The organism is Tropicimonas aquimaris (genome assembly GCF_042676185.1).
Classification (GTDB): Bacteria; Pseudomonadota; Alphaproteobacteria; order Rhodobacterales; family Rhodobacteraceae; genus Tropicimonas; species Tropicimonas aquimaris.
On the sequence record NZ_JBHTJT010000006.1, the window covers coordinates 1 to 26,150 of the forward strand.

A 26,150-nucleotide genomic window follows, 5' to 3' on the forward strand; every position below is an offset into this window, starting at 1 on the left:
GGCCCCGGCGCCGCGGCGCTTCCCGGGGGTGGACCTCACCGCCTGGATGGATGGCTGCGCGACGCCCGAGGGGCACCTGCGGATCGGGCTTGCCCATGGCGGGGTGCTCGACTTCGGCAGCGACGACGGCGTGTCGGAGACGATCGCGCCCGACCGCGCCGCCCGCGCCCGGCTCGACTACCTCGCGCTTGGCGACTGGCACGGGCTCTGGCAGCTGAACGAGCTGACCCGCTATTCCGGCACGCCCGAGCATGACCGGTTCAAGCACGAGGGGCGCGGCGCCTGCCTCGCGGTGACGCTCGCCGGCCCCGGCGCGCTGCCGGTGGTGGAGGAGATCTCCGTCGGCCGGTTCGACTGGCGCCAGCCGGTGCTCCGGATCACGCCCGAGACGCAGGCCGACCTGGAGGCGCTGCTGCCGCCCGACCGGCTGGCCTGGAAGGACACGCTGGTCCGGCTCACGATGACCGGCTGGATCCGCCTGCCCGACCGGCTGGCGCTGATGGAGGACATCGAGCGGCTGAAGCCGGAGTTCTGTCACTTCGCGGTGGTGGAGGACCAGCTGCAGACCGACTACAGCCCCGACGATCTCGACGAGATCGCCCGCAGCGGCGCGCTCCGTATGGCGGCCGACGAGCTTCAGCAGGCGGCCAACGATGCGAGCCTCGCGCAGCGCGATCGCGCCATCGCGGAAGCGGCGCTCAACCGGCTTTACGGCTTCGTCAAGCGGGGTGCGGCATGAAACTCCTCTCGATCCGCCTGCACAACGTCCGCCGCTTCACCACGCCCGTCGAGATCGGCGGCATCGGCCCGGGCCTGAACGTGCTGAGCGCGCCGAACGAGACCGGCAAGTCCACCGTGTTCGACGCGCTGCACGCGCTGTTCTTCAAGGATCGCAAGGCCTGGGACAAGGAGCTGCGCGCGCTCCAGCCCCATGTCGGGGGCGATCCGGAGGTCTCTGTCACGCTGGAGAGCGGCGGCCAGACCTATCGCATCGAGAAGTCCTGGACCAAGGGGCGGCGCGGCGAGATCCGCGTGTTCCGCGACGGGCACCTGGCGCACCAGGCCGACGATGCGGAGGCTTGGCTGGCGGGCCTCCTCAAGGCGCCGAAGGATGGCGGGCCGGCGGGGCTGCTCTGGGTCCGGCAGGGCTTGCTCGGGCTTGCCGACGGCAAGGAGACCGAGACCGCCCGGCGCGACCTCGCCACCTCCGTTACCGGCGAGATCGAGGCGATGACCGGCGGGCGGCAGATGGACGACATCCTGCGCCACTGCAGGTCGGAGCTCGACGGTTACGTGACCAGCCGCGGCGCCAGGAAGGGCGGCCCGCTGGACGACGCGGAGACGCGCGTCGCGACGCTGGAGGCGCGGGAGGCCGAGCTCCGCGCCAGGGCCGCCGCGTTGCGCCATGACCTCGACAACCGGTCGCGCCTGCGCCGCGAGCTGGAGGGCCTGAACGACCCCGAGGAGGCGGCGCAGCGGCAGCAGAAGCTCGGCGAGGCCGAGGCCGCCCACGCCGCCGCGCTGCGCCACGCCGAGGATCTCGACCGCGCCCGCGCCGCCGAGCAATCGGCGCGGCTGGCGCTGGAGAATCATGAGGCGGCGACCGAGCGGCTCGAAGCGCAGCTTGCCGAGGCCAGCGAGGCCGCGGCCCATATGGCCGAGGCCGAAGAGCGCCTGGCCGCCGCGTGGAAGGTTCTGAGCGGGAAGGACGCGGCCTGGGAGGCGGCCCGCACGGCGCACGAAGCCGCGACCAAGGAGGCCGATGCGGCGACCAGCCGCCATCGCCGCGCGCTCAAGGCCGAACAGGCCGCGCAGGCGGCAACCCGGCGGCAGGAACTGGATCAGCGCCTCGCCGCGGCTACCGACCGCCGCAGGCAGGTCGAGACCCTCGCGGCGCTGGCGCAGCAGGGCCTGAGCGCCGATGGGTTGCAGCAGATCGAGGCGCTGGCCCTGGAGCTATCGGTGGCCCGCAAGGCGCTGGAGACCGCCGCGCCGGCGGTGGTGATGCGCTATGCCCAGGGCCGTGGCGACGGCGTCTCGCTGGACGGCCGCCCCCTGCCCGACAACACCCGCATCGCCCTGCCCGAGGGCGGACGGCTCGACATCGCCGGGATTGGCGCGCTGCATGTTCACCCGGGCGCCGGCGCCGACGGCAGCTCGGTCGAGACGGCGCTGGCCGAGCTGGACACCGCGCTGGTCGAGCACGGCCTTGCCAGCCTCGACGAGGCGCGCCGGTCCGCTCGCGACCGGGCGGCCTCCGAGGTTGCCCTGCGCGAGGCCCGGGCGGCGCTGAAGCTCGCGGCCCCGGACGGGCTGGAGGCGCTGCAGGCCGCGCTCGCCGCCCTCCCCGCCCCGGTCGAGGCGGAAGACGGGCTGCCGGGCGTCGCCGAGGCCGAGCAGGCGGAGATCGCCGCGCGGCAGGCGCTTCAGACCGCGGCAACCGCCCTCGAATCCGCGCGGCGTGCGGCCGAGGAGGCCCGCCAGGCGGAGGCCCGGGCGTCGATGGCCGGAGAGAGCGCCGCGGCGCGGGCCGAGCGCGCCGCCCTCGCCCTCGCCGGCAAGGAGGATCCGCAGGCCGCTCTGGACGGGCTGCGCGCCGCCCACCCCGCCCTCTCGCAGGCCGTTGAAGACGCCCGCGCGAGGCGCGCCGCGCTGGAGACCGATGCCCCCGATCTCGATGCCGCGCAAGCGACGCTGCAACGCCTGACTTCTGCCATGAAGGCGGCGGAGGCTCGGTCCCGACAGATTGAAAATGATTTGGCGGGACTGGAGTCCCGCATCGAGATCCAGGCAGGTGAAGCGGTGGACGAGGAATTGTCCGAGGTGCAGGGGCAGCTCGAGGCGGCGCGCGCGCAGCATGACGCGGTGCGCTTCGAGGTCGACGTGCTGCAACGTCTCTCAGGCGCGCTCGAACGCGCCCGCACGGAGGCGCGCGACCGCTACGTGCAGCCCGTCCTGGCCGAGCTGGAACCCCTGGTCCGGATGATCTGGCCCGAGGCCGAGCTGCGCTTCGACGCCGACACGCTGCTGCCCGCGGGTCTCTCCCGCACCGGCACGGAGGAGCCCTTCGACGTGCTCTCCGGCGGCACCCAGGAGCAGATCGCGCTCCTCGTCCGCCTCGCCTTCGCCCGCATCCTCGCCCGCTCCGGCACCCCCGCGCCGGTCATCCTCGACGACGCCATCGTCTACACCGACGACGACCGCATCGAGGCCATCTTCGACGCCCTCACACGACAGGCAAACGACCTCCAGATCATCGTCCTCTCCTGCCGACAGAAAGCCTTCCGAGATCTCGGCGGCACAGCACTCGCTATCCGGCCAGTGGTGGCGGGTTGAAGCGTCGATGAAGGGGACGAACGGCAAGGTCTGCCCGGTGTGCGACGGCCGGTGGCGCGGCGGCATTGCAGCGCCGCACCACGTCGCCGACTGGTCGCTGCTCGGCGCGGCCGACCAGCAGGCGATGCTGGCCGAGCTTGGCCGCCAGTTACACGCAGGCGCGTCCTTCACGGTCGACGAGATCGGCGGGCACCTCGTCTTCCGCATCGCGGCGCGGGACGGCCGGATCGCGCCTCGCCTCGTCACCGGCGGGCAGGACCCGCTCTTCGCCCATCTCGTCGGCCATATCGACCGGTCGGATCACATCGACCTCGCCGTGGCCTTTGCCCTCGAAAGCGGCATCGCCCTGTTGCAACCCTACCTGAGCGACCTGCTCGAGCGGGGCGGCCGGTTGCGGCTCGTGGTGGGAGATTACCTCGACGTGACTGAACCCGCCGCATTGCGGCGGCTCTGCGACCTGACGGGCGCGGCGCAGATCCATGTCTACCAGACCGCGGGCGGCAGCTTCCATCCCAAGGCTTGGCTGTTTCGGGCGCAGGACGGCGGCGCCGCGATCGTGGGCAGCTCGAACCTGAGCCGCACCGCCCTGACCGATGGCGTGGAATGGAACCTGACCGTCGCCGGCGACGGCGCCTGGCAGCCGGTGCGCGACGCATTCGAGGCGCTGCTGCGCGATCTGCAGGTGAAGCCGCTGACGCCGGAATGGATCGACGGCTACGCCGCTCGCAGGCGGAGCATGCCCCTCCCCAGGGCCGCCCGCCGGATCGTGGAGGACGAGCCGCCGCTCGACCGCCCGGAGCCGCACGAGATCCAGCGGGAGGCGCTGGCCGCGCTTGCACGCAGCCGGGCACAGGGACAAAGCGCCGGGCTCGTCGTCCTCGCCACGGGCCTCGGTAAGACATGGCTTTCCGCATTCGACAGCGAGGGGTTCGCCCGCGTGCTCTTTGTCGCGCACCGGGAGGAGATCCTGACCCAGGCCATGGCGACGTTCCGGCGGATCCGGCCGGAGGCGCGGTTCGGCACCTATTCCGGCAAGGACAAGGAGGACGGCGAGGTCGTGTTCGCCTCGATCCAGACGCTGGCCAAGGCACAGCACCTGCGGCGCTTCGATCCCGAGGCTTTCGACTACATCGTGGTCGACGAGTTCCACCACGCCGCCGCCGGCACCTACCGCCGCCTGATCGACCATTTCCGCCCGCGCTACCTTCTCGGGCTCACCGCGACGCCCGACCGAACCGATGGCGCGGACCTGCTGGCGCTCTGCGGGGACAACCTCGTCTTTCGCAGCGACCTGCAAGAGGGCATCGCCCGGGGTTTCCTCGCGCCGTTCCGGTATTTCGGCTTGCCGGACGAGATCGATTACGCCCAGATCCCCTGGCGCAGTTCCCGTTTCGACGAGGCCGCCCTGACCGAGGCCCTCGCCACCCGCGCCCGGGCACAGAACGCGCTGGAGCAATTCCGGGCGCATGGCAACGGGCCCGCGATCGGGTTCTGCGTCTCCCGCCGTCATGCCGAGTTCATGGCCGGTTTTTTCAAAGCCGCAGGGCTGCGGGCATTGGCCGTGCACTCCGGCGAGGGCTCCGCGCCGCGCACTTCCTCGCTCGAGGCGCTCGGCCGGCACGAGATCGACATCCTCTTTGCCGTCGACATGTTCAACGAGGGCGTCGACGTGCCGAACATCGGCACCGTGCTGATGCTGCGCCCGACCGAAAGCGCGATCCTGTTCCTGCAACAGCTTGGGCGCGGCCTGCGGCGGTCCGGAGACAAGGTGCTGCGAGTGATCGATTATATCGGCAACCACCGGGTGTTTCTGACCAAGGCGCGGGCGCTGCTGGCGGCGGGAGACGGCGACCGTTCTTTGTCCCAGAGGCTGGACGCGGTTGCGGATGGCACGCTCGATCTGCCGCCGGGCTGCGAGATCACCTACGACCTGAAGGCCATCGACATGTTGCGCGAGATGCTGCGCACAACCGATGCGCAGGATGAGGCCGAAGCCTGGTATCGCGTGCATGTGCTGCGACAGGGGCGCAGGCCGAGCGCGACGGAATTCGCCCGCGCCGGGTTCGACCCGGGCCGGACCGGACACGGGGGGGTGGGCAGATTTTCTACGCGACATGGGAGAAGACCTGCTCGATGCGGACCGGCTGCCCGGCGACCTGTTGAGGCAGCTCGAGCGCAGCCGCTTCGCGGCGCCCGCGCATCCCGCCCTCGCGGCGGCGCTGGCCACGGAGGGCGCGTTGCCGGAATCCAGACTTGGTGCAGCGGTCGACGCACGGCTTGCACGGTCGGGGCACCCTGCGGCCTCGACCGATGACGTCGCGGCTGCGCGCAACTTCTGGCGGATGACGCCCTTGGTCCGCGCGGGTGACGGAGCGCTTGCCCTCGCCCGCCCGGTCTCTCCTCCGGGGAAAGTGCTGATCGAGGAGATTGTGGACTGGCGGCTGGACGGGTTTGCACCCGCCGAGACCGCGCCGGCCGTCGCCGCCGAACCGGCCGCACCCTTCATCGCCGGCCCCCGGCTCTGGCATGAATACATGCGCGAAGAGATCCCGCCGCTCTTCGATGCGGCCTTCTCGCCGGGCAACTGGAACTCCGGGATCGTGAAGATCGAGGGCGGGCTCGTCCTGCTGACCACGCTGAAAAAGGGCGGTCTTGCGCAGGGCAACCATTACGAGGATCATTTCCTGTCCGCTGACAGGTTCCAGTGGCAAAGCCAGACCAGCACGAGAAAGGACAGCGCGCGCGGACGCATCCTGAGCGGTCAGGCGGAGGGCACGGTGCACCTCTTCGTCCGGGCCTCCAGGCTGCGCGGCACCACCGCCGCCCCGTTCCTCTACCTCGGTGTGCCGCGCTTCCGTTCCTGGGAGGGCGAGCGGCCGATCACCATCGAATGGGACCTGCAGGCGCCGGTGCCGGCCGAATTCCACAAGGTGCTGGGCGTGCCGGCCCTCTAGCTCCTCGCCGCCGCGAGCGTCAGAGTTGGCTTCCTATCGGCAACGTTCCGTAGACCTTGCTGACGAAGACCTCCCAGGGCGTGGACGCCGGCACCTGGCGATGGACCACGATCGTGCCGTCCTCGCCCCGCGCCAGCCAGGCCACGTTGCCCCCCTCGTCGAGCCGGACCTCGTAGGCCGAGCGCGCGATGTTGGCGCGGAACATGGCCACGGCCTCCCGTGAGAGCGGTTCGGAGTCGATCAACACGCCCATCTCGTTGTTGATCCAAACCGAGCGCGGGTCCCAGTTGAAAGAGCCAACGAACAGGTAGCGCCCGTCGATAGCGAAGGCCTTGGTGTGGAGCGATGAATTCGACAGCCCCAGCCCGAGACTTTCGCGATCGGCGCGCTCGGTGTCGGGGCGAAGCTCCCATAGTCGGATGCCGGCCTCCAGCATCTCCTTTCGCGACCGCGCGTAGTGTCCGTAGACGGGGACCACGTCCGTCGAGGCGAGCGAGTTGGTCAGGATCTGCACTTCCACGCCGCGGGCGCTGATCCCCGACAGCAGGTCGACGCCGTTCTTGCGCGGGACGAAATAGGCCGAGGACACGTGCAGCTCCTCCTCTGCCGCGTCCAGCAGGGGCCTTATCCGCGCGGCCACGAAATCCTCCTGCCCGGACCGTCCGGACGCCTTTTCGATCGGGTCGGAGATCAGCGTCGCCGGCACCCAGTCCAGGCCGATGTCACGCGATGTGACGCCGTCCCGAATGGCGTGGTTGAGCGCATTTCCATAGGGGCTCCGGCGGGCGGTTTCGGCAAGGCCGGCCAGCCGTGCCCGCGCCTCGTCCAGCGTCAGCGGCTCTCCCCGATCGCCGACCACGACCTGCGCCGGCACGGCATAGGAGCTGTTCCAGTATTCATCGAACGCGGCGGACACGTCCTGCGCAATGGGCCCGGCGGCGAGCACGTCGAGATCGTTGTAGTTGCTGTCCTCCCGGGCCGCGAAATACTCGTCGCCGATGTTGCGCCCACCGACCAGCGTGACCGTGTTGTCAAAGGTCATGGACTTGTTGTGCATCCGCCGGTTCACCCGGTCGAACTCGAAGACCGAGGCGATGTTCTTGCCGAGCCCGCGGCGGAACGGGTTGAAGAGGCGGATATCGATGTTCGGGTGACGGTCGAGCGCGGCGCTCATGGCGTCGTACTGGGCCACGTCCATGTCGTCGAGCAGTAGCCGGACCCGCACGCCGCGGTCTGCCGCCTGCAGCAGGCTCCAGGCGAACAGGTGGCCAGAGGCGTCGTTGTGCAGCAGGTAATATTGCGCGTCGATGCTGCGCTCGGCCTTCTCCGCGAGGATCAGGCGCAGCGCGAGCGCCTCCGGCCCGTCGGACACCAGCCGGATGCCGGACCGGCCGTCATGCGGATCGCCCAGAGCGTCGGCCCGGCGGGACAGGAACGTGCCGCTGGGCTCCGACACCGCGCGTGTCACTGTTTTGGTGTAGCTTGCCGGCCGGCTCGCGCAGGCCATCAGCAGCCCGCCAAGCGTCAGTATGACTATGGCTTCGAACAGCCGGCGCAGCGCCCGTCTCCACTTTGCAGCTGTCACCGCTCCACCGGCCATCCGCCTTGTCAGATTCATCTGCCCCTCCCCGATCGCGCAGGCGCGCGCCCGCAAACCTAACCGGCTCTGGGTTGGGATGCCATACGGCAAGGGTGTGCTCCCGCCCGCCTTGCGGCGCGCGGGAGCTGAAAGGTGAAATTCCGAGAAACAGGCCAGAGCGGGCGCGCCGGTCAAGACCGGCAGACACCTTCGCTAGCCTGCCGTCTGTGCCTGTTCGGGCGAAAGCTCGTCCTGCAAGTTCTTGAAGAACTTGCCCGCGAGCTTCTTCGACGTGCTCAGAACCAGCCGGCTGCCAAGCTGGGCAATCTTGCCGCCGACCTCGGCCTTGGCGGTATAGGTCAGCAGTGTCTCCTCGCCTCGGTCCTCCAGCGTCACGTCGGCGCCACCCTTGGCAAAGCCCGCTGCCCCGCCCGTGCCCTCGCCGGTGAGCGAGAAGGCGGCCGGCGCCTGGCTCTGGTCGAGCACGACATTGCCTCCGAACCGCGCCTTCACCGGGCCGATCTTGAGCACCACCTTCGCCTCCAGCTCGGTGTCCGAATGCCGGATCAGTTCCTCGCAACCGGGAATGCAGGCCTTGAGCACCTCGGTGTCGTTGAGGGCCGCATAGACCTTGTCACGCGGGGCCGGGATGAGGATTTCTTCCTGAAGTTCCATGGGAATCCTTTCAGCAACAGGGAAACTTGACCCGGGCGAGCACGTTCGCCTGCTCCGTTCCGGGCTGTCGGAAAAGGGTCTTGGCGCGTCTGAGCATCTTCACCATTCTGCGCAACATCTCAAAGACCTTTCGTCTGGTTTGTAACGGGTTGAGCCGGACCGGCGCTTGGGCGCTGGCCGGCCCGCATCACCGCCACCAGCTCGGCCAGGATCGACAGAGCGATCTCCTCAGGTGTGATGGCGTGGATATCGAGTCCCGCGGGCGCCTTGACCGCGTCGAGCGCCTCGGGCTCGACGCCATCGGCCCGGAGCCGGTCGGCCAGGGTGGTGAACTTGCGGCGGCTGCCGACAAAGGCGATGTGGTCGGCCCCGGCCGAGAGCGCGGCCCGCAGCGCAGCCTCGTCGCCCTTGCCCTGGGTGGCCACGACGATGAAGCGTGCTGCGTCCCCGCCCACGTCCAGCGCGAAGCTGTCTGACACCCGGTCAGCCTCCGGCACGGCGCGGCCGGTCACACCCGGCGCGCAAAGCGTCCGGCGCAGGTCGAAGTGGCGGCCAAGCTCGACCAGCGCCAACGCCACCGGGCTCTCGCCGAGAACGACGAGCTCGGGCGCAGGCAGCACCGGCTCGACAAAGACATCCATCGAGCCTTTCGACGGGCAGCCGTTGCGGGCAAAGCGCACGCCGTCCCGGTTCTGGCCCGCCGAGACGCCCTGCGCCTCCAGCAGATCCTCCGGCCGGAGCGAGACGAATTGCGGCGTGCCGCTGACCAGCGCGTCGCGGGCCGCGCGCCCGATGGCGCCGCGGGCGCAGCCGCCGCCGATCCAGCCCTCAAGGATGGTGCCCTCCGCATCCAGCAGCGCCTTGGCGCCGGGCTTGGCGGATGTGGCATCGATGGTGCGCACCACGGTCGCCACGGCAAAGGCGCGGCCGCTGTCGCGCAGGCGCGCGAATTCCCGGTCGAGTTTTTGGGCAGAGGTCGGAAGTGTCGTCATAGCGTCCCCATTTCCGGTTCGAGGCGTGCTAGGGAGTCGAGCGTGTTGGCTGCGGCGAAGAGGTCCAGATGCGGCAGCGCGGCCGCCATGCCGCGCGCGACGGGCTCATAGCCGTCCCAGCCCTTGAGCGGATTGAGCCACACGATCCGGCAGCCACGGCGGCGCAGCCTGGCGAGCGCGGTGCCGGTCAGCTCGGGTGCCTCGCTGTCGTAGCCATCCGAGAGGATGAACACGACGCTGCGCCCGTCGACGAAGCGGCGCGCGTAGCTGCGGGCGAAGTGTTCGAGGTTGCGGCCGATCTGAGAGCCGCCACCGAAGCCGTCCGCCAGCAGCGTGATCCGGTTGAGCGCACGCAGCGGATCGTCGTCGCGCAGCGCCTCGGTGATCCGCACGAGGCGGGTGTGGAACAGGTAGGCGTCCGAGGCGGGATCGGCCCGCATCAGCCCGGCCACGAAGGCCAGGAAGGGCCGTGCATAGGGCAGCATCGAGCCGGAGACGTCGCAGATCACCGTGATGCGGACGGGCCTGTCGGGCCGGTTGCGATGCGCCAGTCGCACAGGCTCGCCTCCTGTTGCGATGCTGGCGCGGATGGTGCGGCGGAAGTCGATGGTCGCTCCCTTCCGCGCGGCCTTGCGCCGGCGGGAGCGCCGGTCGCGGATCGCGGCGCCGAGGCGGCGGGCGATCACCTCGGCCGCGTGGATGTCCTGCGGGGAGACCAAGTCGCGCAGATCCTTCTTCATCAGTTGCTGAATGCGGGATGCCACCAGCTTGCCCGTCCCCTCCGAGGCGGCCTCGCCGTCCGGCGTCTCCTCCGGGCTGTGCTGTCGTCCGGAAGCGGCGCTTCGGCCACCCTCGGCCTCCCGGGAGTTGCGGCTGTGGCGGGTCTGCGCGCTGTCCCCAGACGGCACCGCCTTCTGCCGCACCCTGCCCTTGTTCATCCAGTAGCTGTCGAAAAGCTCGTCGAAGGCCGCGATGTCCTGAGCGGTGCCGGCACAGACCGACTTGAGCGCCATCCGCGCCTCCGCCGGATCGACCGCGCGGACGACGGACAGCGCGTGCAGGGCCATGTCCGTCTCGGCGACGCCGAGATGGAAACCGTTGTCCCGCAGATGCGCGATGAAGCCGGCGACCCGACCACTGACGCCCGGATCACGGCCCGCAAACCGCGTGATGCGGCTGGACGGGCTCATGCCGCCTTCCCCACGAGACGGGCAGCCACTTCTGCCGGGATCGCGGCCCGGTCGGCCGCAGTCTTGAGCAGGGTTACGAGCGTGGCCTGCAGCGTCTCCGGATCGTCGGAAAGGTCGTTGATCCCAAGCCCGGATATCGCGGCGGCGAAATCCAGCATCTCGGCCACGCCCGGCACCTTCTCGAGGTCTTCCTTGCGCAGCGCCTGCACGAAGCCAACAATCTGGGCTGCCAGCAGCGGCTCGATCCCGGGGCTGCGCCGGTTCAGGATCTCGAGTTCGGTCTTGCGGTCGGGGTATTCGACGTAGGAGTAGATGCACCGTCGGCGCAGCGCATCCGACAGGTCGCGGGTGCCGTTGGCCGTCAGGATCACATGCGGGCGCGAGGTGGCGGTGATGGTGCCGAGTTCGGGCACCGTGATCTGGAATTCGGCAAGAACCTCCAGCAGGTAGGCCTCGAATTCCTCGTCGGCGCGGTCGATCTCGTCGATCAGCAGCACCGGGGGCTTGGGCCGCCGAATGGCCTGCAGGAGCGGACGTTCGAGCAGGAATTCCTCGGAAAAGATCCTCTGCTCCACCGTGCGCCCGGTCTGGCCGTCCTCGGCAGAGGCGCGGATCGCCAGCAATTGCCGTTGGTAGTTCCACTCGTAGATCGCCTGCGCGGCGTCGAGCCCCTCGTAGCACTGGAGCCGGATCAGCTCCGTGTCGAGCACCGACGCGAGGGTGCGCGCCACCTCGGTCTTGCCGACCCCCGCCGCGCCTTCGAGCAGCAGCGGACGGCCCAGCGAACCGGCAATATGCAGCGCCATCGCCAGGTCGGGCGATGCAACATAGCCCTTCGCCGCGAAGGCTTCCTGCAGGCTTTTCCAGTCTTGCATGGTGAATGCGCGGGGCCGCCGGGGCCGCCCCGCCTCCCTTTTCAGCCGTGAAGGCCGAGGTCGTGGGCGATCTTCCACACCCGCCACTGGTCGTGGGGCATGTGGGCCTGCCGCAGCCCGAAGGCGCGGAAGGCGTCGTGCACCGCGTTGGAAAAGGCCGGCACGCCGCCCACGTTCGGGCTTTCGCCCACGCCCTTGGCGCCGATCGGGTGATGCGGGCTGGGCGTTTCGGTGTGGTCGGTGGTGTAGGTCGGCGTTTCCCAGGCGGTCGGGATGAAGAAGTCCATGAAGGTCGCCGTCTTGTGGTTGCCGATCTCGTCGTAGGCGATCTCCTGCCCCATCGCGATGGCCAGCGCCTCGGTCAGGCCGCCATGCACCTGCCCCTCGATCACCATCGGGTTGATCCGGGTGCCGCAATCGTCCAGCGCATAGAACTGCCGGATCTCGTGCACGCCCGTATCGACGTCGATCTCCATGACGCAGATGTAGGCGCCGAAAGGATAGGTCATGTTCGGCGGGTCGTAGTAGCTGACCGCCTCCAGCCCCGGCTCGACGCCCGGGATTGCCTGATTGTAGGCGGCGTAGGCGATCTCGGCCATGGTCTTGAACCGCTCCGGCGCGCCCTTGACCACGAAGCGGTCGACGTCGAACTCCACGTCGTCGTCATGGACCTCGAGCAGATAGGCCGCGATCATCTGCGCCTTGGCGCGGATCTTGCGGCCGGCCATCGCGGTGGCAGCCCCGGCAACCGGTGTGGACCGGGAGCCATAGGTGCCGAGGCCATACGGAGCGGTGTCCGTATCCCCTTCCTCGATCGTGATGGAGTCAGCAGGTATGCCGATCTCGCTTGCCAGGATCTGGGCGAATGTGGTGGCGTGCCCTTGCCCCTGGCTGATCGTCCCCAGACGCGCGATGGCCGACCCCGTGGGATGCACCCGGATTTCGCAAGAGTCGAACATCCCCATCCCGAGGATGTCGCAATTCTTGACGGGCCCGGCGCCCACGATCTCGGTGAAATGGGTAAGCCCGATGCCCAGCAGCTTGCGCGTCTCGCCCCGCTTGAAGGCCTCCACGCGCTCGGCCTGCTCCCGCCGCAGGCCCTCGTAGTCGACGGCCTTCAGCGCCTTGTCCCAGGCCGTGTGGTAATCGCCGCTGTCATATTCCCAGCCCAGAGCACTGGTGTAGGGGAACTGATCGGCGCGGATGAAGTTCTTGGCGCGCAGTTCGGCGGCATCCATGCCCAGTTCGATGGCCAGCACCTCGATCATCCGCTCGATGAAATAGGCCGCCTCGGTCACCCGGAAGGAGCAGCGATAGGCCACGCCCCCCGGCGCCTTGTTGGTGTAGACCCCGTCCACGCCCACATAGGCCACGGGGATATCATAGGAGCCCGTGCAGATGTGGAAGAAGCCGGCCGGGAACTTCGTCGGGTCGGCGCAGGCGTCGAATGCGCCGTGGTCGGCCGTAACTTGGCAATGCAGGCCGGTGATCTTGCCGTCCCTGGTGGCGCTGATCTTGCCCTTCATCCAGTAGTCCCGGGCAAAGGCGGTGGCCATCAGGTTGTCCATCCGGTTCTCGATCCACTTCACCGGCTTGCCGGTGACAATGGAAGCAACGATCGAACAGATATAGCCCGGGTAGACCCCGACCTTGTTGCCGAAGCCGCCACCGATATCGGGCGAGATCACTCGGATGTTGTGCTCCTCGATGCCCGAGAGCAGCGAGGCCACGGTGCGCACCACGTGCGGCGCCTGGAAGGTGCCGTAGACGGTCAGCTTGCCGTTCACCTTGTCCATCGAGGCGACGCATCCGCAGGTCTCCAGCGGGCACGGATGGGTGCGGTGGTAATAGACCATCTCCTCGGCCACGACCTCGGCGCTTTCGATCGCCTGGGTCGTCGCGGCCTCGTCGCCTTCCTCCCACAGGAAGATGTGGTTGTGGTGCCGGCGAGCGCCGTGAGCGCCTTCGGTCTGGTCCGCGATATCCTCGCGCAGCACCACGTCCGATTTCAGCGCCTCGAACGGGTCGGTCAGGACGGGCAGTTCCTCGTACTCCACCTCGACGGCGGCGATCCCGTCGGCGGCGGCGTAGCGGTCGGTCGCCACGACAAAGGCGACCTCCTGGCCCTGGAACAGCACCTTGCCGTCGGCCAGAACCATCTGCTTGTCGCCGGCAAGCGTCGGCATCCAGTGCAGGCTGAGCGGCTCGAGATCCTTCGCCGTCAGCACGGCAAGCACGCCGGGCACCTTCAGCGCCTCTTCGGTGTGGATCGCCTTCACCCGGGCGTGGGCATAGGGCGAGCGCACGAAATCGCCAAAGATCATGCCGGGCAGCTTCACGTCGTCGACGTAGTTGCCCTTGCCCTGGGTGAACCGCGCGTCCTCGACGCGCTTGCGGGAACAGCCGAGGCCCTTGAGGCCGGCGACCCGCTGCTCGCGGGTTGGGGGTGCCTGGTCGTTCATTCTGCGGCCTCCTTCGCGGCGTTCATCTCGGCCGCGGCTGCGAGGATGGATTTGACGATGTTCTGGTAGCCCGTGCAGCGGCAGAGGTTGCCGGCCATGCCGAAGCGCACCTCCTCCTCGGTCGGGTTCGGGTTCTCCTGCAGCAGCCGGTAGGCCCGGGTGATCATGCCCGGCGTGCAGAAGCCGCACTGAAGCCCGTGGTGCTCGCGGAAGCTCTGTTGCAGCACGTGCAGCGCATCGGGGTTCCCGATCCCCTCGATGGTGGTGATCTCGGCCCCGTTGGCCTGGGCGGCGAACACGGTGCAGGATTTCACCGACTTGCCGTTCAGGTCGACCGTGCAGGCCCCGCAATGGGAGGTTTCGCAGCCGATATGCGGTCCGGTGATCCCGAGCTTCTCGCGCAGCACGTGGATCAGGAGTTCGCGCGGCTCGGCGAGCAGTTCGTGGTCCTCGCCGTTGACCTTCAGCTGGATGTGCATCTTGCTCATGTCTCTCTCCTTCAGGCCCGCGACCAGGCGCGTTCGATGGCGCGCGCAATGATCACGCCGGCAACGTGACGCTTGAATTCGACGGGGCCGCGGTTGTCCTCCATCGGGTCGATCTCCTCCAGCGCGGCGGCGACGGCGGCCTTCACGGCAGCGGCGTCACAGGCGGTGCCGACGAGTGCCGCGCCCGCGGCCTCGGAGAACACCGGCACATCGCTGAGGTTGGTCATCGCGATCGCGGCCGTGGCGCATTCACCGCCCTGCTTCGAGAGCTGCACGGCGCAGGCAGCGGTCGCATAGTCGCCAATCTTGCGCTTCTGCTTCTCATAGGCATAGCCGCCCGTCGGCGCGGCAAAGGTAATGAGGGTCAGAAGCTCCTCGTCCTCCCGCTCCGTCATGTAGGCGGCCTCGTAGAAGTCACGCGATGCCACGTCGCGGCTGCCATCGGGGCCAACCAGCGTGAAGGTCGCGTCAAGGCACTGCATCAGCCCCGGCATGTCGTTGCCCGGGTCTCCGTTGGCGACGTTGCCGCCGATGGTGCCGATATAGCGCACCTGCGGGTCCGCGATCTGCAACGCCGCCTCGCGCAGGATCGGCGCGGCCTGGGCCAGCACGTCGTTGGTGATCAGCTCGTTCTGGGTCGTCATCGCCCCGATCGAGACCTTGCCGCCCGCGATCGAGATCCCCTTGAGCTCTGCGATGTCCTGAAGGTCGACGAGATGGTCCACGGAGGCCATCCGGAGCTTCATCATCGGGATCAGGCTGTGGCCGCCCGCAAGCGCCCGCGCGCCGTCCCCGTGTTCCTGCAACAAGGCAATCGCCGACGCGACATCTGCCGGCCGATGGTAATCGAAAGCCGCTGGTATCATCTGGTGTCCTCCCTTGGGCGGGCATGCCCGCTTGGTCGAGAGATTAGAGGGCTTTCATGCGACGCATCGCGGTCTTGAACCGGCGCCTCCACTTTGCTCACGAAATGCGAATGGGCTGCACGAGTTGCGCATCTCGTGAGCGCGCCCTTGTTTTGCAGGGCGTTCGGCGCAGCCCGGCGGGTATGCGCCTGATCTGGGAGTGACGCTCAGATGCCGAGGATCTCGCGCACCTCGGGCAGGCGCGAGCGGCTGACCGGTACCTTGGGCAGCGACCGGACGTTGTCGAAATAACAGACGCCCGAGTCCTTGCGCCGCTCGAACCCGGTCACGAAGGCACGGTTCACGAGGTAGCTCCGGTGAGTGCGAAGGAACACCTCCTCCGGCAGGCGGGAGGCGGTTTCGGTGATCGACCAGGGGCAGAAGAACTTGTCCTCGCCGACATAGAGCATCGTGTAATGCCCCTCCGCCCGCACCGCCGCGATCTGCTCGGGCGCCACGAAGCGGGTGCGGCCGTCCTTCTCGTAGGGCACGCGAACGGCGGTGGCGGCACGCGGCTCCGCCGGTTGGGCGAGGGGCGCGGCGGGTGCAGGCTCGGCGACGGGTTCCGGCGCGCGGGCGGTCTCCGGCGCAGGCTCTGCCGCCTGATCAGCCTGCGAGAAGCTCACTCCGGTCAGCAGGAAGGCGCCGGAGATCACGAAAACGGTCAGGGTCACGCCGAAGGCCAGGAATTCGTTACTCATCCAGGTCATCTCCGTCTCGCCCACCTCCTGCGAGACGAATCCGGTGCCCTGCATGGCGATGAAATGCACCGCGAAGACCGCGAGGCCGAAGCCGACCGTCCCAAGGACGATGTTGCGCGAGCCTCGCCGGCTGTAGGCCAGCGCCACCGCGCTGACGCTGAGCGCGACCGAGGCCGCGACAGCGAACGCGATGCCCCCGAGCGAATAGACCGGCCGGCAGATCTGCATTCCCGACATTCCGATGTAATGCATCGCCGGGATGCCAAGCCCGATGATGCCGCCCGCCAACGCGATCCGTCCCGGCGAACGCTTGCCGAAATGCAGCAGCAAAAGTGCCAGGCCGACGATCAGGATCGCCACCAGCGCCGAGATCAGCGTGACCAGCGCGTCGTAGTAGAAGGCTATCGGCAGACGCATTCCCAGCATCGCCACGAAATGCATCGACCAGATGCCGCCCCCGAGGCAGATGGCGGCCATGCTGACCACCAGTTTGCGGCGCGGCGCCGACAGCCGCGAGGCGCCCTGCAGCAGCGACAGCCCGGTAAAACCGGCCATCAAAGCAACCGCAAGCGACGCCAGCACCAGCCGGGTGTCGTAGCTGTATTCGAGCAAGTTCGTGTCCTCCCCGGGAAGCCGGGCTCGGCTCACGGCTCCCCGATGACACTATTTGCGGAGGACGGCGCGGCGTCAACGGGGGCGCGGCGCCCCTGCCCCACGGGCCCGCAAGAACGGTCCGGGGGACGAAGCATTCCGGCGGCTATCTGCCGCGATAGAGCAGCGAGATCCCGTCGGCGAAGACATGCACCTTCTCGGGCTGGGCCGCCAGCCGCAGGGTCTTGCCCTTCAGGCCGCGATGGATGCCTGGCAGCTTGGCGATCACCGGTTCCTTGCCCTCGTGCTCGGGCACGAAGAACAGCAGCGTCACCTCGCCGAGATTTTCCTGCACGTCGACCGTCGCGGAAAAGGCATTGTTGGGGTCATCGGTGAACTGCATGTCCTCGGGCCGGATGCCGACGTTGACGCGCCGCCCCATGTCTGCCTCGACCGAGGGATAAGCCGATACGACGATGCCGTGATCTCCCTCCAGCCGTACGCTGGTGCGCTCGCCGGTGCCGACGATCTCGCCGGGCAGCAGGTTCATCGCGGGCGAGCCAATGAACTGCGCCACGAACTCGTTCTGCGGCGTCTCGTAGAGCTCCAGCGGCGTGCCGACCTGGCTGATCCCCTTGTCGGCCAGCACGACGATCCGGGAGGCGAGCGTCATGGCCTCCACCTGGTCGTGGGTGACGTAGATCATCGTGCGGTCGGGCATGCTCTCCTTGAGCTGGGCGATCTCCAGCCGGGTCGCGACCCGCAGCGCGGCGTCGAGGTTGGAAAGCGGCTCGTCGAAAAGGAAGACCTTGGGATCGCGCACGATGCAGCGCCCGATCGCCACCCGCTGCCGCTGGCCGCCCGAAAGCGCCTTGGGGAGCCGGTCGAGATAGGGGGTGAGCTGCAGGATGTCTGCTGCCTTGCGCACCGCCGTGTCGATCTCCGCCTTGCTCTTGTTCGCCAGTTTCAGCGCAAAGGCCATGTTGTCGTAGACCGTCATGTGCGGATAGAGCGCGTAGGACTGGAATACCATCGCGATGCCGCGCTGCGCGGGCGGCACATCGTTGACGACCTGCCCGTCGATCTGCAACTCGCCGTCGCTGATCTTCTCGAGACCGGCGATCATCCGCAGGAGCGTGGACTTGCCACAGCCGGACGGCCCGACAAAGACGATCAACTCGCCCGCGTCAATGTCCAGGTTGATGCCCTTCAGCACTTCGACCTCGCCATAGCGCTTGCCGACATCGGTGAGTTTCAGTCCGGCCATTTCCAGCTCTCCCCAGCTCAGGCAGTCCGTTCGACGGCGAAGGCCGCCTGGTAGGGCGGCAGGGTGATGCCGCCATCTTCGAAAGTCGAGGTGAAGGGCGTGCCCTTGTCCTGCATCCATTCGCCCGCCGGCAGCGGCGCTCGCCGCGCCTTGTCCGACAGGTTGAAGGCACAGAAGACGCGGGTCCCATCGTGGGCGCGGATGAAGGACAGGAACTGCTCCTCCGCCGTCACGGCCTCGAAACTCCCCTTCACGATCGCCGGGTGCGATTTCCGGAACGCGATCATCTGGCGGTAGAAGGCGAGCATGCTATCGGGGTCGTCCTCCTGCACGTTCACCGCGTGGTTCAGGTGCTCCACCGCCATCGGCAGCCAGGGCTTGCCCTCGCTGAAGCCGCCGTTCTGCTGGTCCCGGTTCCAGGGCATGGGCGTGCGGCAACCGTCACGGCCGCGGAACTTGGGCCAGAAGCGCTTGCCGTAGGGGTCCTGCAGGTCCTCGTAGGCGACATAGACCTCCTCGAGCCCGAGTTCCTCGCCCTGGTAGAGGCACACCGAGCCGCGCATCGAGAGCATCACGCCCGCGAGCACCCGCGCCAGTTGCGGTGTCAGGCTCCAGCGGGACACGTAGCGCGGCACGTCGTGGTTCGAATAGGCCCAGCAGGCCCAGCCGTCCGGCGCGATTTCGTCAAATCGCGTCAGCGTGTCCGCCACATACGTTCCGCTCGGGAAGGCATTGGAGAGAAATGCAAAATCGTAGCACATATGAAGCCGGTCGTTGCCGGCTGTGTACTCTGCCTGCACCTCCATGCCGCGCTGGCTCTCGCCGACTTCGCCGACCGAGGTAATGGCGCCGTATTCGTCCATCACCTTGCGCAAACGGGTCAGGAAGGCGATGTTCTCGGGCTGGGTCTTGTCGTAGAGGTGGTTCTGGAAGTTGTAGGGGTTTACCGCAGGCGCGGTCTTGTCGTTGATCTCTTCGGGCTTCAGCGCAGGATTGTCCCGCAACTGCTTGTCGTGTACATAGAAATTCACCGTGTCGAGGCGGAATCCATCTACCCCACGGTCGAGCCAGAAGCGGGCCACGTCCAGCAGCGCATCCTGCACCTTGGGCTCGTGGAAGTTCAGGTCCGGCTGGTCGATCAGGAAGTTGTGCAGGTAGTACTGCATCCGTTCCCCGTCCCACTCCCAGGCCGAGCCACCAAAGATCGACAGCCAGTTGTTCGGCGGCGTGCCGTCGGGCTTGGGATCGGCCCAGACGTACCAGTTCGACCGCGCGTTGTCGCGGCTCTGGCGGCTCTCCTGGAACCAGGGGTGCTGCGAGGAGGTGTGCGAAAGCACGAGGTCGATCAACACCTTGAGCCCCAGTTCGTGGGCCCGCTGGATCAGCGCATCGAAATCGCCGAGCGAGCCGAACATCGGGTCGACATCGCAATAGTCGGAGACGTCGTAGCCGAAATCGAGCATCGGCGAGCGGAAGAACGGCGAGATCCAGATCCCGTCCACGCCCAGCGAGGCGATATGCGGCAGGCGGTGGATGATGCCTGCCAGGTCGCCGACGCCATCGGCGTTGGTGTCCTGAAAGGACCGCGGATAGATCTGGTAGATCACCGCGCCCCGCCACCAGTCCGCGTCACCGCGGCGGCTGTCCTGGGCGGCGGGGAAGTCCATGTGCGTTTCTACAAAGCTCATGTATGTCTCTCGTATCTGATTTACTTGACCGAGCCGGCCAGAAGGCCGCGCACGAGGTATCGCTGCATGGCAAAGAACACCAGGATCGGCACGGCCATGGAGATGAACGCCGCCGTGGCCAGGATCTCCCAGTCGCCGCCGCGGGTGCCCAGCATCTCGACGATCTGCCGGGTCATGACGGTCGTTTCGCCGGAACTGTCGATCAGGAACACCATGGCCACCAGCAGGTCATTCCAGGTCCAGAGGAACTGGAAGATCGCGAAGGAGGCCAGCGCCGGGAAGGAGAGCGGCAGGATGATCTTCACGAAGATCTGGAAGTCCGTCGCCCCGTCGACCTTGGCGTTCTCGATGATGTCGCGCGGCAGCCCGGCCATGTAGTTGCGCAACAGGTAGATCGCGAGCGGCAGGCCGAAGCCCGTATGGGCGAACCAGACCCCTAGGTAGCCTTTTCCTATGCCGATGGTGTTGTGGAATTTCAGCAGGGGGATCAGCGCCAGTTGAAGCGGCACCACGAGCAACCCGACCACGCAGGCGATCAGCAGCGCCCGGCCGGGGAATTCCATCCAGGCCAGCGCGTAGGCGGCGAAGGCGGCGATCAGGATCGGGATGATCGTGGAGGGGATCGTCACCGTCAGGGTAGAGAAGAAGGCCTTGGTCATGCCCTCTGAGTTGCGCGGGTCGAACAGCATGAACTCGTAGTTCGCAGTGGTGAACTCGGGCGGCGTCGTGGCCGTTACGAAGATCCGCTGGCCGCGCGAACCGGTAAAGGCCTCCGTGTTCACAAGCCGGAAGCTGCCGTCCGCGTTCAGCGTCAGCCTGCCGTCTTCGCCGAGATCGGCCGTCTCGCCGGCCGCATAGGCGTCGATTTCGCGCGAGGACACGCCCCAGTGGGCGATATCTCCCGCGGCACTTCCCTCGAAGACATTGCCCTCGATCACGAAGACCCCGCCCTGTTCGACCTGCTCGCTCGCCGACGGCGCGCGATAGACCGAGTTCTGCTCGGTCGGGAACAGCGCCTTCCACCATCCGGTCGACGAGATCTGGTCCGAGGTCCGGAAGGACGAGACGAAAAGCCCGACCGTGGGAAAGATCCACAGCAGCACGAGGAACAGAACGGAGACGTGAACCGCCCAGGTCAGCCCGGATTTGCGTCCTGCGATATTGTCCATCTGCCGGCCCTCCTACCGCATTTCCTTGCGCGCGTTGCGCACGTTCCAGACCAGGATCGGCGTGACGAGCAGCATGATGATCATCGCCGCCGCCGAGCCCACGCCCCAGTCGTTGGCCCGGAACATCTTGTCGTACATGTAATTCGCCAGCACCTGTGTGCCCCACTGGCCGTTGGTCATGGCGAAGACGATGTCGAAGACCTTCAGGACGGTCAGCGTGATCGTCGTCCAGACCACCACGATGGTCGACATGATCTGCGGCACCTTGATCTTGAAGAAGATCTGGAACGGCCCGGCGCCATCTACGATGGCGGCTTCGACCGTCTCTTCGGGGATGCCCCGGAGGGCGGCGGAGAGGATCACCATGGCAAAGCCGGTCTGGATCCAGATCAGCACCGCCATCAGGAACAGGTTGTTCCAGGGCGCCAGCTGCAACCAGTGCTGCGGCTCGCCGCCCATCGCGACCCAGATCGCGTTCAGCACGCCGATCTGCTCCACGTCGACGGGGCGGGCTTCGTAGACCAGTTTCCAGATCACCGAGGCGCCGACCATCGAGATCGCCATCGGCATGAAGATCAGCATCTTGGCGATGTTGCCCCAGGACAGTCGGTCGGTCAGCTGGGCCACGATCAGGCCGAAGGCGGTGGACATGGCGGGCACCACGATCAGCCAGAACATATTGTTTCCAAGGGCTTCGCGGAACTTCTGCTCACCGAACATGAAGGCGTAGTTGGCGAAGCCGATGCTGCCGTCGCGGGCAATCAGCGACAGGCGCAGGGTCTCGAACACCGGATAGGTCAGGTAAAGCCCGAGCGCGATCATCGCCGGGGCGAGGAACAGCCAGGGGCGAACCATGTTGGCGCGGGAGATGTTGTGGCCTGCGGAAAGCTCGCCGGTGGCGAACATGAAATCGGTGAGCCGCCAGAGCCCGACGACGACAGCCGCTCCCACGGCCAGCCAGAACAGCCAGGGCGCGGTGAAGCGCGCGTCCGACATCAGCAGCGCGGCGAGGATCAGGAGCGCCGGAACGGCAAGCAGGAAGATCTGCCCGAGCCGGCGCCGACGGCTGGCCTCGGCATCGCCGATGACCCGGGCCGGCATCAGCAGGCGGTCCAGCAGGAAGTTGGACAGGTAGAAATACCCGACGCAGCCACCGACGCCGATGATGATGGTCACGAGACCTTGCAAGGCCGGATTCATGTTTCCCCTCCCCACCCCGCGACGTGTCGCGCGGTTCGAACAAGGGCGGCCCGCGAGGAAGGCGGGCCGCCCGGGATCGCTTTCGAGCCGTTTACTTCAGCGCGTCCCAGGACCGCTGGATGTCGTCGGCCACGGCCTTGGCGTCCTTGCCGCCGGTGTAATCCACCATGCCGGTCCAGAAGGTGCCGGCGCCGATGGCGGCGGGCATCAGGTCGGACCCGTCAAAGCGGAAGGTGGTCGCGTTGAGCAGGATCTCGCCCTGCTTGCGCAGGATGTCGTCCCGGTAGGCATCGAGGTTCACGCCCTTGTGCGGCGCGAGGAAGCCGGACTGGTTCATGAAGACCTCGCTCGCGATCGGCAGGGTCAGGAACTCCATCAGAGCTTCCGCGCCCGGCGTCGGATCGGTGATCGCCAGCACGGTGCCGCCGCCCAGAACCGGGTTGCCGAGGTCCTTCTCGGCAAAACCGGGCAGGTAGAAGAAGTCCGCATCGACGCCAGGCTCGACATCTTCGGGGAAGAAGGCGGTGGCGAAGGAAGCCTGGCGGTGCATGTAGCACTGCGGCGGCGAGGAGAAGAGGCCCTTGGGGCTGTCGCGGAAGTCGGTCGAGGCCACCGCGCCGGAGCCGCCGGAGACGAAGGCGTCGTTTCGGGCGAACCAGCCGTATTCCTCGATCGCCTCGATCACCCGCTCGTCGTTGAATGGCATCTCGTTGGTGACCCACTGGTCATAGACCTCGGGGGGCTGCGTGCGCAGCATCATGTCCTCGACCCAGTCGGTCGCCGGCCAGCCGGTCGCCGCGCCGGAGCCGAGACCGATGCACCAGGGTGTCTCGCCATCGGCGGCGATCTGCTCGGTCAGCGCCTTCAGGTCCTCCATGGTCTCCGGCACCTCGTAGCCCGCGTCGTCGAAGTTGTCGGGGCTGTACCAGACCAGGCTCTTGAGGTTCACGTTGTAGAAGTAGCCGTAGAATTCCGGTGCGCCGCTGGCATCCGGATAGGTGCCGAGATCGACCCAGGACTGGCCCGCGGCGTAGTTGTCGGTGACCCATTGCTTCATGTCGTCGCCGAGCGGGGTGAGTTGCCCCTTGGCGGCGAGCACGGCGGCAAGGCCGGGCTGCGGGAAGACCGCGATGTTCGGGGGCGAGCCGGCCTCGGCGTCGATCACGATCTGCTGCTCGAAGCTGTCGGAGCCGGTGTAGACGGCCCGGGCGCCGGTGGCGGCCTCGAAATAGGCCAGCACGTCGCGGAAGAAGCCATCCTCAGGGGTGAGCCAGGGGCCGGCGACGGTGACGGTCTGACCGCTCAGGTCGGGCGCCTCGGCAGCCCAGGCCTCGTAGCTGTCCCAGCTGAAAGGTCCCTCGCCCGGAGCGAACTTGAGATCCTGCGCGCCCGCGGTTCCGGCGATCAGGGCCAGGCTTGCCACGCCGGCCATGAGTTTCAATGTCATTGTTAGCCTCCCGAATGAGCCGCCCAGGCTTTCGGCCCTGCGGCAGGTTTGCCCGCGCCAGGGGGAATCATGCCCAAAGCGCTTTGGACAAGAGTCACCTAGTCCTTTGGCATCACCCTGTCAACGCGGACAGCTTACGCCCAAAAACATGGATTCGAAGAGGAAAACGGCATCATGCTGCACATTTTTTGGACCCAAAGCCCTTTGACTCTCACCGATGCGCAGGCGTAACGTCGCACAGTGAAACCCGGACGCGACGCCGATGAACCTCAAGGACCTGGCAGCCACCCTCGGGCTCAGCCAAACCACAGTGAGCCGTGCGCTCAACGGCTATCCGGAAGTGTCCGAAGCCACCCGCAAACGGGTGCGCGAGGCCGCGCGCGAACACGGCTACCGCCCCGACAGCCGCGCCCGGTCGCTGGCCACCGGACGGGCGATGGCGGTGGGCCTGGTGCTCACGACCTCGGCCCGTCAGGAGATCGTGAACCCCGTCTTCGCCGATTTCGTCGCCAGCGCCGCCGAGACGCTGGCCGCTCGCGGCTACGACATCGTCATGTCGCTGGTCACCGAGGCCGAACAGACCGCCGTCTACCGGTCGCTGCTGCGCAAGGGGCGGGTCGACGGGCTGATCATGCAGGCCCCGCTCACCGGCGACACGCGGATCGGGATCCTGCACAAGATCGGCCTGCCCTTCGTGGTGCATGGCCGCGTCTCCGACCATGACGAGGCCTATTCGTGGATGGACATGGACAACCGGCATGCCTTCCACACGGCAACCGACCACCTGCTGGACCTCGGACATCGCGACATCGCCCTGATCAACGGGATCGAGGACATGGATTTCGCACATCGGCGGCGCGAAGGCTTCATCGACGCGCTGGCCGCGCGCAACCTGCGCCCGCGCCCCGAGCTGATGGCGAGTGCGGCAATGACCGAGAGCTACGGCCACGACACCGCGCAACGGATGCTGGCGCAACCGCATCCTCCCACGGCCTTCCTCGCCTCCTCCATGCTGGTGGGCATGGGCGTGCACCGGGCGATCCGGGAGGCCGGGCTGCAGATGGGGCGGGAGGTGTCGGTCGTGGTCCATGACGACGGGCTCTCCTATCTCCCGAACGGAACGCCGGAGCAGCCCCTCTTCACCGCCACCCATTCCCCAGTTCGACAGGCCGGCCATCTCTGCGCCGACATGCTGCTGCGGCTGATCGCCGATCCCTCCGAGGGACCGATCCACACCAAACTGCAAGCCTCGTTTCTGGTCGGCCCCTCCACCGGGCCGGCTCCAATCCAGTAAGGACCCTGCCATGTACAAGCGCAGCGACTTTCCCGACGGTTTCCTCTTCGGCGCCTCGACCGCCGCCTACCAGATCGAAGGGCATTCCTTCGGCGGCGCCGGCCGTACCCACTGGGACGATTTCGCCGCCACCCCGGGCAACGTGGTGCGCGCCGAGGATGGCGCGGTGGCCTGCGACCATTATCACCGCTGGGAAGAGGATCTGGACCTGATCCGCGATGGGGGTTTCGACGCCTACCGCTTCTCCGCGTCCTGGGCGCGGGTGCTCCCGGAAGGCCGCGGCGCGGTGAACGCCGAGGGTCTCGATTTCTACGACAAGCTGGTCGACGGGATGCTGGAGCGCGGTATCAAGCCGATGCTGACGCTCTACCATTGGGAGCTGCCCTCGGCGCTGGCCGACCTCGGAGGCTGGCGCAACCGGGACGTCGCGAGTTGGTTTGCCGATTACGCCGAGGTGCTGATGGGCCGCCTTGGCGACCGGATCTGGAAGACGGCGACGATCAACGAGCTCTGGTGCGTCAGTTTCCTCAGCCATTTCCTCGGCATCCATGCACCTGGCGTGCGAGACATCCGCGCCGCCGCCCGCGCGATGCACCACGTGATGCTGGCCCACGGCACCGCGACGCAGGCGCTGCGCGCGATGGGCGTGGGCGATATCGGCGCCGTCTGCAACTTCACCTACGCGCAACCGGCCAGCGGCTCGCCCGAAGACATCGAGGCGGCAGCGACCTTCGATGATTATTACAACAACTTCTTCATGTCCGGCTTCTTCCACAAGAAATACCCGGAGCGCATTGTCACCGCCATGAAGGACCACCTGCCCGCCGGCTGGCAGGACGATTTCGACGTGATCGGAACGCCCGTCGACTGGCTCGGCGTCAACTACTACACCCGCGAGATCATCAAGGCCGTGGACGGTCCCTGGCCGGCCCACACCTCCATCGAGGGGCCGCTGCCCAAGACGCAGATGGGCTGGGAGATCTACCCGGAGGGGCTGCTGCACTTCCTGCGCCGCTGCCACACGGACTATTCCGGCGACCTGCCGCTCTACGTCACCGAGAACGGCATTGCGAACCCCGACCTCGTGATCGACGGAAAGGTCGACGACGTGGTGCGCATCGACTACCTCGCCCGTCACTTCGACGCCGCCAAGCAGGCGATCGCGGAGGGCGTGCCGCTCAAAGGGTATTTCGTCTGGTCGCTGATGGACAATTACGAGTGGGCCCTGGGCTACGAGAAGCGCTTCGGGCTGATCCACGTCGATTTCGATACGTTGCAGCGGACGCCCAAGGCGTCCTATCTGGCCCTCCAGGCCGCCCTAGCCAGCTGAGGATCGC

20 protein-coding genes are annotated in these 26,150 nt (G+C 67.5%); 6 read left to right on the forward strand and 14 right to left on the reverse strand.

The window, feature by feature from the left end:
- The 4 genes from ACFQ2S_RS01925 to ACFQ2S_RS01940 all read left to right on the forward strand — a co-directional run.
- On the forward strand, nt 1-739 hold a 739-nt coding region (locus ACFQ2S_RS01925; RefSeq protein ID WP_386072253.1), incomplete at its 5' end, for a metallophosphoesterase family protein.
- Nucleotides 736-3,336: an AAA family ATPase gene (locus ACFQ2S_RS01930; RefSeq protein ID WP_386072254.1), complete on the forward strand. Its 2,601-nt coding sequence runs from the start codon at nt 736-738 to the stop codon at nt 3,334-3,336. The genes ACFQ2S_RS01925 and ACFQ2S_RS01930, both read left to right, overlap by 4 nt.
- Nucleotides 3,337-3,343: 7 nt before the next feature.
- Complete coding sequence (locus ACFQ2S_RS01935) at nt 3,344-5,650, forward strand: DEAD/DEAH box helicase family protein (RefSeq protein ID WP_386072256.1); 2,307 nt, start codon at nt 3,344-3,346, stop codon at nt 5,648-5,650.
- 28 nt (nt 5,651-5,678) lie between these two features.
- Nucleotides 5,679-6,290 carry a DUF3427 domain-containing protein gene (locus ACFQ2S_RS01940; protein ID WP_386072258.1) on the forward strand — a complete coding sequence of 204 codons (612 nt, stop codon included), beginning with the start codon at nt 5,679-5,681 and terminating at the stop codon, nt 6,288-6,290.
- Between the two features lie 19 nt (nt 6,291-6,309).
- Here ACFQ2S_RS01940 and ACFQ2S_RS01945 read toward each other — a convergent pair whose 3' ends face one another.
- The 14 genes from ACFQ2S_RS01945 to ACFQ2S_RS02010 form a co-directional block, all read right to left on the reverse strand.
- Entirely contained in the window at nt 6,310-7,908 is a 1,599-nt protein-coding gene (locus tag ACFQ2S_RS01945) for a phospholipase D family protein (protein ID WP_386072260.1), read from the reverse strand.
- A 174-nt stretch (nt 7,909-8,082) separates the two neighbouring features.
- Nucleotides 8,083-8,544: a CoxG family protein gene (locus ACFQ2S_RS01950; RefSeq protein WP_386072261.1), complete on the reverse strand. Its 462-nt coding sequence runs from the start codon at nt 8,542-8,544 to the stop codon at nt 8,083-8,085.
- 119 nt (nt 8,545-8,663) lie between these two features.
- Nucleotides 8,664-9,536, reverse strand: coding sequence for an XdhC family protein (locus ACFQ2S_RS01955; protein ID WP_386072263.1), 873 nt, complete (start codon nt 9,534-9,536; stop codon nt 8,664-8,666).
- Nucleotides 9,533-10,726 (reverse strand): vWA domain-containing protein, encoded by a 1,194-nt coding sequence (locus ACFQ2S_RS01960; RefSeq protein ID WP_386072265.1) that lies wholly within the window; start codon nt 10,724-10,726, stop codon nt 9,533-9,535. Before ACFQ2S_RS01960 ends, ACFQ2S_RS01955 begins: the two co-directional genes overlap by 4 nt.
- Nucleotides 10,723-11,601 carry an AAA family ATPase gene (locus ACFQ2S_RS01965; protein ID WP_386072267.1) on the reverse strand — a complete coding sequence of 293 codons (879 nt, stop codon included), beginning with the start codon at nt 11,599-11,601 and terminating at the stop codon, nt 10,723-10,725. Before ACFQ2S_RS01965 ends, ACFQ2S_RS01960 begins: the two co-directional genes overlap by 4 nt.
- Nucleotides 11,602-11,642: 41 nt before the next feature.
- Nucleotides 11,643-14,063, reverse strand: a complete 2,421-nt coding sequence (locus ACFQ2S_RS01970; RefSeq protein WP_386072269.1) for an aerobic carbon-monoxide dehydrogenase large subunit — start codon at nt 14,061-14,063, stop codon at nt 11,643-11,645.
- On the reverse strand, nt 14,060-14,551 hold the full coding sequence (locus ACFQ2S_RS01975) for a (2Fe-2S)-binding protein (protein WP_386072270.1): 492 nt from the start codon (nt 14,549-14,551) through the stop codon (nt 14,060-14,062). The genes ACFQ2S_RS01970 and ACFQ2S_RS01975 overlap by 4 nt, the downstream gene beginning before the upstream one ends.
- Nucleotides 14,552-14,562: 11 nt before the next feature.
- On the reverse strand, nt 14,563-15,417 hold the full coding sequence (locus ACFQ2S_RS01980; protein ID WP_386072272.1) for an FAD binding domain-containing protein: 855 nt from the start codon (nt 15,415-15,417) through the stop codon (nt 14,563-14,565).
- 206 nt (nt 15,418-15,623) lie between these two features.
- On the reverse strand, nt 15,624-16,769 hold the full coding sequence (locus ACFQ2S_RS01985; RefSeq protein ID WP_386072273.1) for an MHYT domain-containing protein: 1,146 nt from the start codon (nt 16,767-16,769) through the stop codon (nt 15,624-15,626).
- 145 nt (nt 16,770-16,914) lie between these two features.
- Complete coding sequence (locus ACFQ2S_RS01990; protein WP_386072275.1) at nt 16,915-18,015, reverse strand: ABC transporter ATP-binding protein; 1,101 nt, start codon at nt 18,013-18,015, stop codon at nt 16,915-16,917.
- A 17-nt stretch (nt 18,016-18,032) separates the two neighbouring features.
- Entirely contained in the window at nt 18,033-19,703 is a 1,671-nt protein-coding gene (locus tag ACFQ2S_RS01995; RefSeq protein WP_386072277.1) for an alpha-glucosidase family protein, read from the reverse strand.
- Nucleotides 19,704-19,723: 20 nt separating this feature from the next.
- On the reverse strand, nt 19,724-20,872 hold the full coding sequence (locus tag ACFQ2S_RS02000) for an ABC transporter permease subunit (RefSeq protein WP_386072279.1): 1,149 nt from the start codon (nt 20,870-20,872) through the stop codon (nt 19,724-19,726).
- A 12-nt stretch (nt 20,873-20,884) separates the two neighbouring features.
- Nucleotides 20,885-22,072: a carbohydrate ABC transporter permease gene (locus tag ACFQ2S_RS02005; RefSeq protein WP_386072281.1), complete on the reverse strand. Its 1,188-nt coding sequence runs from the start codon at nt 22,070-22,072 to the stop codon at nt 20,885-20,887.
- 91 nt (nt 22,073-22,163) lie between these two features.
- Nucleotides 22,164-23,519, reverse strand: a complete 1,356-nt coding sequence (locus tag ACFQ2S_RS02010) for an ABC transporter substrate-binding protein (RefSeq protein ID WP_386072282.1) — start codon at nt 23,517-23,519, stop codon at nt 22,164-22,166.
- A 262-nt stretch (nt 23,520-23,781) separates the two neighbouring features.
- Here ACFQ2S_RS02010 and ACFQ2S_RS02015 point away from each other — a divergent pair, with 262 nt between their 5' ends.
- Together ACFQ2S_RS02015 and ACFQ2S_RS02020 are read left to right on the forward strand one after the other, a co-directional pair.
- Nucleotides 23,782-24,813: a LacI family DNA-binding transcriptional regulator gene (locus tag ACFQ2S_RS02015; RefSeq protein WP_386072283.1), complete on the forward strand. Its 1,032-nt coding sequence runs from the start codon at nt 23,782-23,784 to the stop codon at nt 24,811-24,813.
- Between the two features lie 10 nt (nt 24,814-24,823).
- Nucleotides 24,824-26,143: a GH1 family beta-glucosidase gene (locus ACFQ2S_RS02020; protein WP_386072285.1), complete on the forward strand. Its 1,320-nt coding sequence runs from the start codon at nt 24,824-24,826 to the stop codon at nt 26,141-26,143.
- The last annotated feature ends 7 nt before the right edge of the window (nt 26,144-26,150 follow it).